General features: G+C 63.1%; 10 protein-coding genes, 3 tRNA genes and 2 pseudogenes. 6 read left to right on the top strand and 9 right to left on the bottom strand.

Annotation, left to right across the window (positions count from 1 at the left end; genetic code table 11):
- Window positions 1–144: 144 nt before the first annotated feature.
- The 6 genes and pseudogenes from ACW9J6_RS15070 to ACW9J6_RS15045 all read right to left on the bottom strand — a co-directional run.
- On the bottom strand, window positions 145–810 hold the full coding sequence (locus ACW9J6_RS15070; RefSeq protein ID WP_457117294.1) for a protein-L-isoaspartate O-methyltransferase family protein: 666 nt from the start codon (window positions 808–810) through the stop codon (window positions 145–147).
- Between the two features lie 124 nt (window positions 811–934).
- The gene (locus ACW9J6_RS15065) at window positions 935–1,144 is read right to left on the bottom strand and encodes a hypothetical protein (protein ID WP_457117293.1); all 210 of its coding nucleotides are present in this window, start codon (window positions 1,142–1,144) and stop codon (window positions 935–937) included.
- A 205-nt stretch (window positions 1,145–1,349) separates the two neighbouring features.
- A tRNA-Cys gene (locus ACW9J6_RS15060) sits at window positions 1,350–1,421 on the bottom strand.
- A gap of 209 nt (window positions 1,422–1,630) precedes the next feature.
- On the bottom strand, window positions 1,631–2,038 hold the full coding sequence (locus tag ACW9J6_RS15055; RefSeq protein ID WP_457117292.1) for a hypothetical protein: 408 nt from the start codon (window positions 2,036–2,038) through the stop codon (window positions 1,631–1,633).
- 320 nt (window positions 2,039–2,358) lie between these two features.
- Window positions 2,359–3,372, bottom strand: a complete 1,014-nt coding sequence (locus ACW9J6_RS15050) for a hypothetical protein (protein WP_457117402.1) — start codon at window positions 3,370–3,372, stop codon at window positions 2,359–2,361.
- A 118-nt stretch (window positions 3,373–3,490) separates the two neighbouring features.
- Window positions 3,491–3,787, bottom strand: a pseudogene (locus ACW9J6_RS15045) (Rha family transcriptional regulator); the annotation flags it as partial.
- A 943-nt stretch (window positions 3,788–4,730) separates the two neighbouring features.
- Here ACW9J6_RS15045 and ACW9J6_RS15040 point away from each other — a divergent pair.
- From ACW9J6_RS15040 to ACW9J6_RS15030, 3 genes and pseudogenes are all read left to right on the top strand, one after another.
- Window positions 4,731–5,411: a recombinase family protein gene (locus ACW9J6_RS15040; protein ID WP_457117291.1), complete on the top strand. Its 681-nt coding sequence runs from the start codon at window positions 4,731–4,733 to the stop codon at window positions 5,409–5,411.
- A gap of 26 nt (window positions 5,412–5,437) precedes the next feature.
- Window positions 5,438–5,899 carry an MgtC/SapB family protein gene (locus ACW9J6_RS15035; RefSeq protein ID WP_457117290.1) on the top strand — a complete coding sequence of 154 codons (462 nt, stop codon included), beginning with the start codon at window positions 5,438–5,440 and terminating at the stop codon, window positions 5,897–5,899.
- 2,326 nt (window positions 5,900–8,225) lie between these two features.
- A pseudogene (locus ACW9J6_RS15030) lies at window positions 8,226–9,176 on the top strand (tyrosine-type recombinase/integrase); the annotation flags it as partial.
- Window positions 9,177–9,368: 192 nt separating this feature from the next.
- On the opposite strand, the gene ACW9J6_RS15025 reads toward ACW9J6_RS15030, so the two are convergent.
- A tRNA-Cys gene (locus ACW9J6_RS15025) sits at window positions 9,369–9,442 on the bottom strand.
- Between the two features lie 181 nt (window positions 9,443–9,623).
- Here ACW9J6_RS15025 and ACW9J6_RS15020 point away from each other — a divergent pair.
- Together ACW9J6_RS15020 and ACW9J6_RS15015 are read left to right on the top strand one after the other, a co-directional pair.
- Window positions 9,624–9,699 (top strand) — tRNA-Asn (locus ACW9J6_RS15020).
- Between the two features lie 182 nt (window positions 9,700–9,881).
- On the top strand, window positions 9,882–10,058 hold the full coding sequence (locus tag ACW9J6_RS15015) for a DUF1328 domain-containing protein (protein ID WP_457117289.1): 177 nt from the start codon (window positions 9,882–9,884) through the stop codon (window positions 10,056–10,058).
- Between the two features lie 97 nt (window positions 10,059–10,155).
- Here ACW9J6_RS15015 and ACW9J6_RS15010 read toward each other — a convergent pair whose 3' ends face one another.
- Window positions 10,156–10,419 (bottom strand): hypothetical protein, encoded by a 264-nt coding sequence (locus ACW9J6_RS15010; RefSeq protein WP_457117288.1) that lies wholly within the window; start codon window positions 10,417–10,419, stop codon window positions 10,156–10,158.
- A gap of 429 nt (window positions 10,420–10,848) precedes the next feature.
- Between ACW9J6_RS15010 and sseA the strand changes: the two genes are divergently transcribed.
- Window positions 10,849–11,703, top strand: coding sequence for a 3-mercaptopyruvate sulfurtransferase (gene sseA / locus ACW9J6_RS15005; protein WP_457117287.1), 855 nt, complete (start codon window positions 10,849–10,851; stop codon window positions 11,701–11,703).
- 140 nt (window positions 11,704–11,843) lie between these two features.
- On the opposite strand, the gene ACW9J6_RS15000 is transcribed toward sseA, so the two are convergent.
- Window positions 11,844–12,677: an amino acid ABC transporter ATP-binding protein gene (locus ACW9J6_RS15000; protein ID WP_457117286.1), complete on the bottom strand. Its 834-nt coding sequence runs from the start codon at window positions 12,675–12,677 to the stop codon at window positions 11,844–11,846.

The following is a 12,677-nucleotide window of genomic DNA, read 5'->3' as shown; positions in this document are numbered from 1 at the left end:
TCCGGTCCTCGCCATCGGGGCGCCGCCCCATCGGGCTTCCCGACACGAAGGCACACGGCATCGGCCCGATGCCGTGGCGATCGCGGCGGGAGAGCGAGTGGGGCGGTGACGCGCGCGGAGCGAAGGTCCCCCGCGCGGTCCGGGTCAGAAGGTGAAGCCGGGCTCGTTCGCGAAGTCCCGCAGGGCGGGCACGGCCGCGTCGAAGAGCGGGCGGGCGCCGAAGGCGTCGCCGGCGCGCACCCACAGGGTCGCCTTGCCGGTCCGGCCCTCGCCCTGCACGCAGGCGAGGCGTCCGCCATCGGCGAGCTGCTCCAGCAAGGCCTGCGGGCGGCGCTCGACGCGGCCGTTGACCAGGATCGCGTCGTAGGGCCCGCGGCCGGGGACCCCCGCGTCGAGGGGGCCGGTCTCGACGGGAATCGTCTTGCCGGTGACGGCGGCGAGGCGCTCGCGGGCCGCGGCCGCGAGGCCCGGCAGCGACTCGAGGGCGACCACGGAGGCGCCGAGCCTGTCGAGGATCGCCGCCGCGTATCCGAGCCCCGTGGCGACGTCGAGGGCCTTCTCGCCGGGCCCGACCGCGAGGGCCTGGATCAGCCGGGCGAGCACCATCGGGGCGAGCGCCGCGCGGGTCTCGCCCGCCTCGCCGCCGAGGGGGAGCGGCTGGTCGATATACGCGAAGGTCTCCCGCCCCTCCGGCACGAAACGCTCGCGCGGCACGCTGTCGAAGGCGTCGAGCACGGCGATGTCGGTCACGTCGAAGGTCCGCAGCTGACAATCGACCATGAGGCGGCGCGCTTGCGCGAAATCGAGCATGGGAGTCTCTGGGGACGGGGGCGGCCAAGCCGTCGGGCGACGGGGTTTTGGTGGATCGCCTGCCAAAAGGCAAGGTCGGCCCCCCGGCCGCCGCGGCACCCGCGCGGACCCGGCCGGAGCGGGATCACGCGTCCCGTAGCGGCGCGTCGGGCGGCGGGGCGGTCCGGCCGTCGACCGGCAGGCGCCGCTCGGCCTGACGGTGCGGCAGCGCGTTCAGCACGGCGGCCGAGTGGTCGAGGATCGCGTAGGATTGGCGCAGGACGAGGCGGGAATGCCGGATGCAGGCGTCGGAGGCCTTGATCGAAGGCCACAACGGGGCGCGCGTGAGGGTCACGGCGGTGCTCCTGGGCGCTGTAAGCGGGAGCACACGCGTCTCTCAGCCGCTGGCGCCTACGAAGTCGGACCTGCCAACGATGGGAGATCCTGGCACGGATCGGGCCGCTACGCCTAATCTGCCCCCTGTCGCGCGTCCGCTGGCGCGAACCGGTTGGGCCCGGCCCGCGCGCGCATGATCCCGTTCGGCGATCGGAGGATGTCGGTGGAGGCCTCGCCCGGAATCGAACCGGGGTGCAAGGATTTGCAGTCCTCTAAGTGCCCCACCTCCTTCAGCCGCGAATGATGATGAATGAGAATGGTTTAGGGCTGTCGAGGGCAGCAATCGCCCCCCGAGGGTCCTCAAGCACGTGGGGGGAATAATGTAACAACTGCGGGGCTGCTGACAGGCGGTGGCAAAGAGCGCGGTGAGTGCGTGGGGAGCCGGATAGCCCCCCGTTTGCCCACGGTCCCCCTGCCTTTCCCTTCGCACCCTAGGTTCCGTGGTCTAGCTGGTGGCCTCATCGTGGGTGCCAGCCCTTCGACCTTGAAGGATGGCCACGACCTTCTCCTTCAGGGACTCACCCTTGGGGGTCAGGAAGTACTGCTTGTTGCGGAGTGATTCGGGATGGATGTTCCACTCCACCAGCCCCAGGCCTTCGGTCCGCTCCTTCCTACGCGACCTTGAGCCAAGCTCGTGAAGCAGCCGGCTCACCACAGGCTGAACGCTCCCGAGGCTCTTGGCGTACTCCGTGGGACCGTGGCCGGGCTTCTCAGCCACAGCAAGGAAGGCCTCCGCATAAGAGAGGGTCAGGTCAGGGTCTATCGCTCGGAAGGCCCTCACGAGGCTCCTAGCCCGCCAAAGGGCCGCAAGATCACGGCAATTGTCCTGTTGAGGCGCGTCGGTCTCGGTCATGTGGTGATCTCTTGGTGCCGGGAAGCGGCTCGGATGCAGGGCGGACGGCTCTGAGCGGGCTTAGGGTTGCACCCTGAGTCCCACCTTAGCTACCATCAATCACCAGGATGTACATGATAGGCATCGCCTATTAATGCTCGGTGTGATGGATGCGGATGGTGATGTGGGCCTCTGGGGCTCACGGTGCGCCTCAGGTTCGCTGTGCCGCTGTATTCCATGCCAAGGGTCTGCTCCCGGCACATCTCAGCCTTTCACCGGAACATGGGTACGGTGGCTAAGGGGTCTCTGAGAGTATGTACGGACTAGTTGCTTGGGTCGTTCTAAGTTGCGTTGTTGCCCTGACCAAAGGTGGTCATGCGAAGCGTCAAACGGTGAGATGGAACGGCGCCATTGTCTGGTTTGATAGAATCGCCGTTGACTGTCATTAATTCGTAGAGGAACGCAGTGCGGTGGGACCTGTCACTAGCAGATGCAGAAGTGTAAAAGAAACAACCTCCGACAAACAGGATAACACTCTTATTTGGACTAAGAGATAGCGCTTCATCTAGCTCGGACTTTGGTAATCCGATATTAATGCCAATCTTTGGTACCTGCGTAACTGATGGGAAGGCCTCGCCTGGGAACATTGTAAAGCCGCTGTTTGGTGCGCCGATCTGGGAAAGTCTGCGCTCATGCTCACTGAGAGGGTCTTTCCCGTGCCCACTGCGCTGAGCCAACAGCCAAACGCTCTGACCAACGTTGAGTGCTGGCGCATTCCCGACATTGATTGCAGAGAGCGAAACCTCTAAGGCGGCGCCTGTTGGTCCGAAGGTCAGGGGTTGACCAGAAATAGCAGCTTCAACTTTGATCCACCCGCGGTTAGATGCAACCAGAGTATCTGTGGCAATCTTTGTAGATCGTTCAGCGGCGGCTGCGCCCGCCTTGGCAGCGCTTATAGCTTCTCTGGTATCGCGAGACTGATCGGACGCGATCTTCTCTAATAAATCTCTTTGCTTCTCGCCTGCGTTCCACAGCTTAATGGTCGACTCGTTCAATTTTCGAGTGTACCAAACGAGTGCAAATGTAAATATTACAGTCATAGAGTCGGTAATTTTTATCTTGTAGCCAAAGAGGGAAGGCCAGAACTCGGTTCCTTCTTCTGTGGCTTTTTCTATATGTCCCATCCCACTTGGTGCCGGGATTGGTTCATGGCGATCAACGCCACGATCGGCATTCCTTCCGACTTGGCTCCCTGGAACATCTAGCGTGGGCTTGGTTGACTGGCGCATGCCCACGACAGCAACGGCCAACACCAGCACTAATGGTATAAGCGGCCAACCCCGGCGCAGAAGCATGTCTTCCCCATGGTCTCTCAGGCGCTACCACAGTGCATCCGATCGAGGTCATGGAGGCAAGGTGGAATGCGTCGGCCTGGGGAGGGACGTGGGGTGGCTCAGGGGCCTTGGTCCTCAGGGTCTCCTCCATCTCGTTGAACCGGCGGATATAGGCCAGCTTGAAGGCGAGGGCCTTGGGACCCGTGAAGCCCATCACCAGCAGCGCCACGCCGTCCCGGGTGAGGTTGAAATAGCGGGTCTCGCGGTTGGCCCTGGGATCGTGGGCCGTAACCTCTTGAAACATAAGGTCCCTCAAATCTGAGGGGCCTGCCAAGAGTGCGTCTATGTCCCTCAGAACGTTGTCGTGTCGCTTCTCACAGACCTCAGCCACGTTGCGGCTGGTGGTCACCGGGCGGCCTTGGGGATCAAGGGTCACCTCGGGCTCAGCGCTCAGGTGGATGGTGGTGGTCCCACTTGGAACGCTATTGGCACGTGGTTTCCACTGTGCCCATGAAGCCTCTCGTTGACGTACAATGCAGTGTGTTCACTCTCCCCGCCTGACCCGCAGCCTGCAATGCAACGCTCGCGGACTCTAGGCTACTAGCAATCGCCTCTCTCTTGGCCTGTTGCTCTCTCTCAAGCTGATCGCCGAAGATGAGCCCCGCACCGGCCACACATCTGTTGTATGAGTCGGTGCCCTTATTGTGGCCCATGGCATAGCAGGCTGTATCAGCCTTCTGGGATATGACTCTCTGCTTCTCCTCCGCGGACATACAGCCACTTAGGGCAGCACCAAGCAACGCAAGTACCACAACCCTGTACATCAAGAGAGCCCCTTGTGAGCGCCATAACCAATGCGAGAGGCCGGAACATTAACTCCGGTCTGCACGAGATGGTCTAATGATCAGTGGTTTTCGTGAGAAGGCATGCGCCTCATCATCCACCGATTAATCTCTCTAGCGGAAGGCGGTAGGTGGTGCACTCGGGGACGCCCCGGAGGCCTCTCAGGGCCGCAGGGGTGTCAGGGTCCCACGACTATCCCCCCTTATGCAGTCATTGCGGCGTTGGTCGGGATCGGAGGCGGGGGCGTGGAGGGACCCATTGGGGACCCAGGGTCTCTCATGGGAGTTCGTCACTGCACGTCTAGCTTGAACAACAACAGAGGGCTTTAGCGGTCTTTCGGAAGCCAGGGGTGGGTCATTTCTGGCAGGAGATGCCCTTGGGAGGGACCCGTTGGTAAGTTTATGAGGTCCCATATGGACTGTGATACTGAGCGGATGTGTCGTTATTGCTACCGATATTGTATTGACTTGCTTTGGCAGGCTCTGTAACGTGTGAAGCATCGGACGTAGCCACAGGCGTTACACAGGGGCTCAGGGATGGCGCAGGGCCGCTTCGTCTCATACGTAAGGGTTTCAACCGAGCGACAGGGGCGCTCAGGGTTGGGCTTGGAGGCGCAACAGGAGGCTATCCGCTCCTATCTCAACGGTGGGCGGTGGAAGCTCCTGGCTGAGGTGGTGGAGGTCGAGAGCGGCAAGCGGAACGATCGCCCGAAGCTTCAGGAAGCCCTTCGGCTCTGCCGTCTCCACAAGGCTACTCTTATTATCGGAAAACTTGATAGACTGGCCCGCAACGTCGCCTTTATCTCCAACCTCATGGAGAGCGGCGTAGAGTTCACAGCGGTTGACTTCCCACAAGCCAACAGACTAACTATCCACATCCTTGCCGCTGTGGCCGAGCATGAAGCCAAGGCTATCAGCGAACGCACTAAGGCGGCCCTTGCAGCCGCTAAGGCGCGTGGAGTGCGCCTGGGGGGTGACAGGGGTAACCTCTCGGCTGATAGCGCGAAGGGGCGTGCCCTCAGCAAGCAGGTGCGTCAGGGGCAGGCTCAGGAGCGCGCTGAAGACCTCTCGGGGATCATCGCGGACCTCAGGACTGGTGGAGCCACAAGCCTCAGGGAGCTTGCCGCGGGCCTCAATGAGCGGGGTATCCCCACCGCTCGGGGTGGCTCATGGTCGCCGATACAAGTCTCGCGAGTGCTCAGCAGACTTGACGCCTGACCCTCAGCGCCCACACCCCCTTTGGGATGATCACCACCGCTGACCTTTGCCTTCGTCTCGCCTCTGCAACCCTCGTAGGGGTTCTGGTGGGCATCAACCGGGAGACCCACGGTAAGACCGCAGGCGTCCGCACCCTTGGGCTCGTGGGGCTTGGGGCCGCCCTGGTGACCCTCGCGGGCTCAGGGTTCCAAGGTGTGATGGATGGGAACGCCAGCAGGGGCCTTCAGGGGCTCATCACCGGGATAGGCTTCCTTGGTGGTGGTGTGATCGTGAAGGCAGAGGGTCACCCTCGGGTCCATGGGCTGACCACAGCAGCAGCGGTGTGGGTCACGGCTGCGCTGGGGATCACCTGTGGCCTGGGGGCCTACGTGCCCCTGTTGGTCGCTCTGGTGCTGATGGCGGTACTCCTGGGCTTTGGCGGGCACATCGACCGTGTGGTTCAGCGAAGGCTGGAGCGGAGGGCCAAAGCAGAGCACGGGGAGCCCTGAGCCGGTGTTGCGCCGCCCCCTTCTCCACAGCCTCAAGCCTCGCATCAGAGGCGCGAGTCGGTCTGCAACAGGTATCCGATAGAGTCTCAGAGGCATTTCCGCTGTTTGTTATGTAGTAACAGCGGGATAGTGTGTATTTCAGTCGATCAAGACCCACTACAGAGAAAAAGGAACGCGGTTCCTGGCTCTCGCATCATCCATTCACACAAACTTATACAGTTATGAGCAAACTCACTTATCGCTTCCGTGAACCCCGTGGTCTCTTCTCTGAGGCTGGCCAATACACCTTCTCCGTTCGTCTTAATGAGGAGGACCGTGCGCTGCTTAAGAAGGCTAGCGGCATTGCCGTAGGACGGTTTGGGATGAGAGGTATCCCTTCGAATCCACTCCTTCTCCATGAGATACTTAGCTTCTACGTGGCAAACGCCAACGGCCGTAAGGAGCCTGAGAAGCAGAGGACCGAAGAGCCCAAGGTCTCGGCTCTTGAACTCTGATCAACTCCGCGTTCTGTAGGTTCTCCAATAGGCCCTCAGGTGCCCTAAGATGGCTCAGGAGGCCCTTCGGCAACATCCGTGGTTAGGACACCGGAATGAAGCGAATGGGTCTCCTGAGGCTTCTGTGGCCATTCTGCCGGTGATCCATCTTTGGAACCCTGGGGACCACTGCCAAACGATACGTGCATTGCCAGAGGATTATCTCAGCGCCGGCCCCTGAATGTCGCTACTCCACCACCCATCACTGAGGTGGCGAGGGAGTAACATTGGCCCTGAGAGGCATTTCTGCCTTTTGTTGAGCCCTCGGAATGGCTTACAAGGGAAAAAACACGATCACAACCCACTACTAGAGAGCCCTGGGATATACCCTTAGATAACCCATAGCCATCCCTTAGCGATCCTATGATACCCATAGTCCACATAGGGTTGTCTTAAGGTACCACTATTGTTATAACCCTTATAGATAAACACTATAGGTGACTTATAGCCTACTAAAGGCCCACCCTGAGATGACAATCGCTTCATACTCAGAGATGTTACCCTATACACCACTACCACAATCTCATCTTGTGGTCACTCTTTGGTGTGGTCCAGGGCGTACTTAGGAGGTCCCATAACTCCTTACTCTCTTGGTTGTGGATATCAATGGCCTGGGCTTTAGTCCTGCGCCGTGGGGCTCAGCGTAATCTCATGCCTGCTGGTCGCTGGTCCTGAGTTCTCTCTGGCTGCATCAGACCATCATTGCTTTCTGGTAGCCTGCTCTCGATTGAGAGTGAGGGTAGGCATTGTGGATAGCTTCTGTAATGGCCTCAGGAGCCCGTACAGCCGCTTTCAGCAATCTTTGGCTACTCGGGTAGCCATCAAACACAGAAAGCCGCTGTAGAGCCTCCCAAATGGATTTGAGGTGGTCTCACATCTCGCGGTCATCTTCTGCTGTGGTCGCGCAGATGATGTAGACCCCAAGCTAGTATCGATGGTAACCAGCATCGCGTGGCCTCTGAAATCCAATTAGAGGCCCGCTGGCAGGCATTTGCTGCTTCTGAGTAGGCTCCGTAGCCACCACAGGCTAAGTTCCCGCCCAAGGGCTTCCTGATCGATTGTAGGGGGTATCCCGTTGAGGCCTACAGTTCATTGACTGTTGCAGATGCGATTGCGTTCCGATATGGCCAGTCGATCATGTGTTTGAGAGTGATTGCATGGTGTGGACTGGTGGATAGCCCCTAGGATGGCTCAGGATGCCCCAGGAGGCCCGTTTACTGCTGTTCAGGTCCGCACCTACCTGAATTAGCAGATGGCTGTCTGTGGGCTTCCTAGGGCCTTCTAGAGGCTATCAATGAATTTCTCCGATGATCACCCTAGGTGTCGAGAGTTGGCCTCATGTTGCTCGATGATAGCAAAGGCGCTCTCGCATTGATCTGGGGTGGCTGCCACATAAACGAGATCATCGATCTTTGTCAGACCACATATCTTCAGGACTCTAATCCCAAGGCTAGTGGCCGCCTGGAAGACCACGCAAGGGTCTGCGATCGTCCCACCATGCGTGAAGATGTCGAACGTGTTGATACTGGTCACTCAAGCTCTACCTTGTGTCCGATTGTGTTGGGAGATATGGTGGTATTGACTCGTAACATGTGGGTCAACCACGTTAAGACACAATACGATCGGTGATAAACACCTTTCGGCATCAATATATGCTATTGGTTTCAATGGCTTAGTTGAAAGAAGAGGTTAGGCCCACCCGAGGTCTAGCCCATCAGGCTTAACCCCATGGTTCCCCCCAACGTCACGCTCCGTGTACCCTTGTGTCCCTCAGACCACACAGGCCTTCACCGATGAGCATCTACCCCGAGAAGAGGAAGGGTCAGCCCACGGGCCGCTTGGTGGTCGAGGTTCAGGTTCATGGCAGGAGGCTGAAGGCCTTCACCACGGACATGAGGGAGGCCCGCGTCATCGAGCGGCGGCTGAAGGAGGGCCACAAGCCCTCTGAGGCTCCTGAGGCCACCACAGCCCCATCGCAGCCACCCTCCCCGCTCCTCTCCGATCCTTACGCGCTCAGCGACCTCCTGAGGGACACTGAGGACCTATGGACCGGTCAGAGGAACGAGAAGCAGAGCAAGCGACGCCTTGAGGTGACCATCAGCCTCATAGGCCCGTCCACGTTGGTAGCCTCCATCAGCCTCGCGACCTTCGACAGGCTGGTGACCACCATGCGGAGGCGGAAGCTCGCCCCCGGGACGATCAATCGCCATCTCGCGGCTATCTCTGGTGCCCTCCGTTGGGCTGAGGCCCGGGGCTACCTCGCGAAGCTTCCTTCGATGCCCTGGCAGAAGGAGCCACTGACACGGTTCTCGTGGGTGTCGAAGGAGGATGAGGGGAGATTGGTGGAGTGGCTAGAGGCGAGGGGCAGACCGGATGTGGCTCTGGTGGTTCAGGTGCTCATCGCCACAGGGATGCGTATCAGCGAGCTTCTGAGCCTCCGCCCTGAGAACCTTGATGGTCAGTGGATACGGCTGTGGCGGACGAAGAATGGGGTGGCTCGCTCAATACCGCTTCCTGAAGGCCTAGGGACGCCCCTGAGGGCCTTGGTGAGCCGTGGGCTCCCTTCGTACCCCTCGACACAGAAAGCCTTCTACAAGGCCCGTGACGCCCTTGGGCTCGATCCTACCATCACTATCCACTCACTGCGGCACACCACAGCCACGAGGCTTACTCAGGCTGGGGTGCCCACAGCAGTGGTGAAGGAGTTCATGGGCCATCGGGCCATCGTGACCACGTTGCGATATGCGCACGTCACAAGCGATGCGCTGCTGAAGGCGAGCCAAGCCCTAAAACCACAAGGACAGAAGTATCCTATTTTGCCCCAGGCTGGGGGAATCTGCGGGGGACTCGGGCCCAAACCGGCCTCTGAGCGGCCTGAGGCACCAAGAGCCATGGAGCCGCAAGCCCTTGGTGTTCTTAGCAAATCTCTAGAAGGGTGGAGGCCTCGCCCGGAATCGAACCGGGGTGCAAGGATTTGCAGTCCTCTGCGTAACCACTCCGCCACGAGGCCGTCCCATCGGCGCGCCGCGGCGCGCCGTCTCCCCGGGGCGGGCGGCCGGCCCGGGTGCCAGGGCTCTTTAGCAGAGCCGCACCCGGCTCGGCAACCGGCCTGCAGCCGGCGAATTTTTCGGGTCCGGGCACGATTCCGGCTTGCGGGGCGCGCGGCGCCTGCGCTAAGCGGGCGCCGTCGTTCCCCGATAGCTCAGCTGGTAGAGCAGGCGACTGTTAATCGCCTTGTCGCAGGTTCGAGTCCTGCTCGGGGAGCCATTCCGTCCCATCGCCGCCGCTCTCACCGGCCGCCCCGCCGCTCGTCGCGGGAAAGTTCCCCGACATCGGTGCGAAAAATCGCCGGAACTCCCGTCCGGGCCTGACGGTTCTCCCTGCAACTTGCTGCGACGCTTCGGACGCCCCGTCCGGCGCGACAGCCTCAACGGAGACAGGAGACCTCCATGATCGGATGGGCCATTACGTTCCTGGTCATCGCGCTCGTCGCGGCGCTGCTGGGCTTCGGCGGCATTGCCGGCACGGCGATGGAAGCCGCCAAGATCGTGTTCTTCGTCGCCATCGTGCTGTTCGCGGTCTCGGCCATCTTCGGCCTGGTGCGCGGGCGCTCGCCGCGCCTCTGACAGGGCATCGCAGGACCCGGCCGGCGGCCGGGTCCCTCCGGCGAGACGAGGAATGGGGCGGCTCCGGCCGCCCTTTTTCGTGAGGCGGGGGGCCGGCTCAGACCGCGGCGCGCGCGAAGGGCAGGATCGCGGCCGCGACGGCGCGGGGCGGGCGGGATCGCTCGCGCGGGACGAGCCGGTGGACGCTGGAGCCGGACCCGACCGCGCTGGCGCCCTCCGGCGCCGCTTCGGCGCCGGCGGCGCGGCGCAGCGCCACCGCCCGCAGGTCGGCGCACCAGATCGCGGCGGCGAGGTAGCCGCCCGACAGCACCTCCACCGAGTTGGGGCGGAGCGGCTGCACGAATCGGGCCGTGGCGATCATCGCGTCCTCGCGGGGGCTGTCGGGCGGTGAAGGGCTGCGCGGTGCGGCACGGGCGGGCCAGGCAGCCCTCGGAGTTCAACTGCCTGGCCCGTCGGCCGCGCCCGGCCGTGCAAGGGAGAGTGGACACGGCGGTTGCAGCGGCCTGAGCGAGGCAGGATCCGTGCCAGATCGGGCGCCGTGGCGGCATCCTGGACGGGGCGTCCGGTCATCTCTCCTCCCTCGTTTCCACCCTCTTAGCACGGGAAAGCCCGATTCGGCTTAACCGGCGTGAGCGCCGCCTCCGCGGGGCACCGACCCGGTCGCCGACGAGCCCGAGCGCATGTCCCGCTGAAGTGGTTCCCGGTCCGTCGGAAAATGCTCTAGAACATGTCCGCAACGAGGCCGCGGCGGCACGCTCGCGAGCTGGTGAACGGCAGGGTGGTGAACGGCATGGCGACAGGACCCTTCGTCTCGGCGGACTGGCTGGCGGCGCGGCTCGACGCGCCCGACATCGTGGTGGTGGACGGGTCCTGGTACCTCCCGGCCATGGGCCGCGACGCGGAGGCCGAGTTCCGGGCCGGGCACGTCCCGGGCGCGCTGCGCCTCGACATCGACGCGCTCAGCGACGAGACGAGCCCCCTGCCCCACATGCTGCCGCCGCCCGAAGCCTTCGCGTCGCGGATGCGCGCGCTCGGCATCGGCGACGGCATGACGGTCGTGGTCTACGACGGGATGGGCCTCTTCTCGGCGCCGCGGGTGCGCTGGATGCTGCGGGTGTTCGGCGCCCGCGACGTCGCGGTGCTGGCGGGCGGCTTCCCGGCCTGGGTGGCGGGCGGTCACCCGGTCGAGGAGGGGCCGCCCAAGCCCCGCGACCGGCGCCACTTCACGGCCCGCCTCGACCATTCCGCGGTGGCGGATGCCGGTGACGTGCAGCGGGCGCTGGGCAGCCAGGCCCCGAATGCCGCCCAGGTGGTGGATGCCCGCTCGGCGGCGCGCTTCGCGGGCGAGGAGGCGGAGCCCCGCCCCGGCGTGCGGCCCGGCCACATGCCGGGGGCGCTGAACGTGCACTACGCCGCCCTGCAGGAGCGCGGGACGCTCAAGGATCCGGCAGCCCTGGAGCAGGTCTTCCGGCAGGCCGGCGTCGACCTCGACCGCCCGGTCATCACCACCTGCGGCTCGGGCGTGACCGCGGCGATCGTCTCGCTCGCCCTCGAGACCCTCGGCAAGCCCCCGCGCGCCCTCTACGACGGCTCCTGGAGCGAGTGGGGGGCGCGGGAGGATCTGCCGGTGGCGACGGGGCGCTGACCCCGCGACGGGGCGCAAGCCCCGCGGGGCAACTCGCCCCGGAGCAGTCTCCGATCACGTTGTCATCGGACACTGCTCTCGGTCTTTGATGTTTACGCATTTTCTGCGACGAACCGGTATCCACTTCGTCGGAACATGCTCTAATGCAGGATCTGGCTGAGGAACAGCTTCGTGCGCTCGTGCTGGGGGGCGCGGAAGAAGGCGTCGGGCGTGTTCACCTCGACGATCTGGCCCTCGTCCATGAAGATCACCCGGTCGGCGACCTGGCGGGCGAAGCCCATCTCGTGGGTCACGCAGAGCATGGTCATGCCCTCGTCGGCGAGCCCCACCATGGTGTCGAGCACCTCCTTGACCATCTCGGGGTCGAGCGCCGAGGTCGGCTCGTCGAACAGCATGATCTTCGGGCTCATGCACAGCGAGCGGGCGATGGCGACGCGCTGCTGCTGCCCGCCCGAGAGCTGGCCCGGATACTTGTGCGCCTGGTTGGGGATCTTCACCCGGGTCAGGTAGCGCATGGCCACCGCCTCGGCCTCGGCCTTCGGCATCTTCTTCACCCAGATCGGGGCGAGCGTGCAGTTCTCCAGCACGGTGAGGTGCGGGAACAGGTTGAAGTGCTGGAACACCATGCCGACCTCGCGCCGGACCTCGTCGATCCGCCTGAGGTCGTTGGTGAGTTCGGTCCCGTCGACCACGATGCGGCCCGACTGGTGCTCCTCCAGGCGGTTGATGCAGCGGATCATCGTCGACTTGCCGGAGCCCGAGGGGCCGCAGACCACGATGCGCTCGCCCCGGCGCACCGTGAGGTCGATGTCGCGCAGGACGTGGAAGGCGCCGTACCACTTGTTCACCCGCTCCAGCGTCACCGCCACCGGGGCGGCGGCGAGGCGGGTCGCCGCGGTGTTGGCCGGCGCGAGGTCCGGGTCGATCTCCGGCAGGGCCGGAGTATGGGGCGAGGCACTGGGCGAGGCGCTCAT

The sequence above is a fragment of the Methylobacterium sp. JK268 genome (assembly GCF_054052225.1).
Note: the sequence above shows the minus strand (reverse complement) of the source record. Positions and strands in the feature narration are given on the sequence as shown.

Excerpts from the sequence above, each read along its gene's own strand:
- ACW9J6_RS15040 (WP_457117291.1), top strand. The coding sequence starts at position 4,731 with ATGGCGCAGGGCCGCTTCGTCTCATACGTAAGGGTTTCAACCGAGCGA.
- ACW9J6_RS15050 (WP_457117402.1), bottom strand. The coding sequence starts at position 3,372 with ATGCTTCTGCGCCGGGGTTGGCCGCTTATACCATTAGTGCTGGTGTTG.
- ACW9J6_RS15010 (WP_457117288.1), bottom strand. The coding sequence starts at position 10,419 with ATGATCGCCACGGCCCGATTCGTGCAGCCGCTCCGCCCCAACTCGGTG.
- ACW9J6_RS15055 (WP_457117292.1), bottom strand. The coding sequence starts at position 2,038 with ATGACCGAGACCGACGCGCCTCAACAGGACAATTGCCGTGATCTTGCG.
- ACW9J6_RS15015 (WP_457117289.1), top strand. The coding sequence starts at position 9,882 with ATGATCGGATGGGCCATTACGTTCCTGGTCATCGCGCTCGTCGCGGCG.
- ACW9J6_RS15035 (WP_457117290.1), top strand. The coding sequence starts at position 5,438 with ATGATCACCACCGCTGACCTTTGCCTTCGTCTCGCCTCTGCAACCCTC.
- ACW9J6_RS15000 (WP_457117286.1), bottom strand. The coding sequence starts at position 12,677 with ATGAGCGCCTCGCCCAGTGCCTCGCCCCATACTCCGGCCCTGCCGGAG.
- ACW9J6_RS15070 (WP_457117294.1), bottom strand. The coding sequence starts at position 810 with ATGCTCGATTTCGCGCAAGCGCGCCGCCTCATGGTCGATTGTCAGCTG.
- sseA (WP_457117287.1), top strand. The coding sequence starts at position 10,849 with ATGGCGACAGGACCCTTCGTCTCGGCGGACTGGCTGGCGGCGCGGCTC.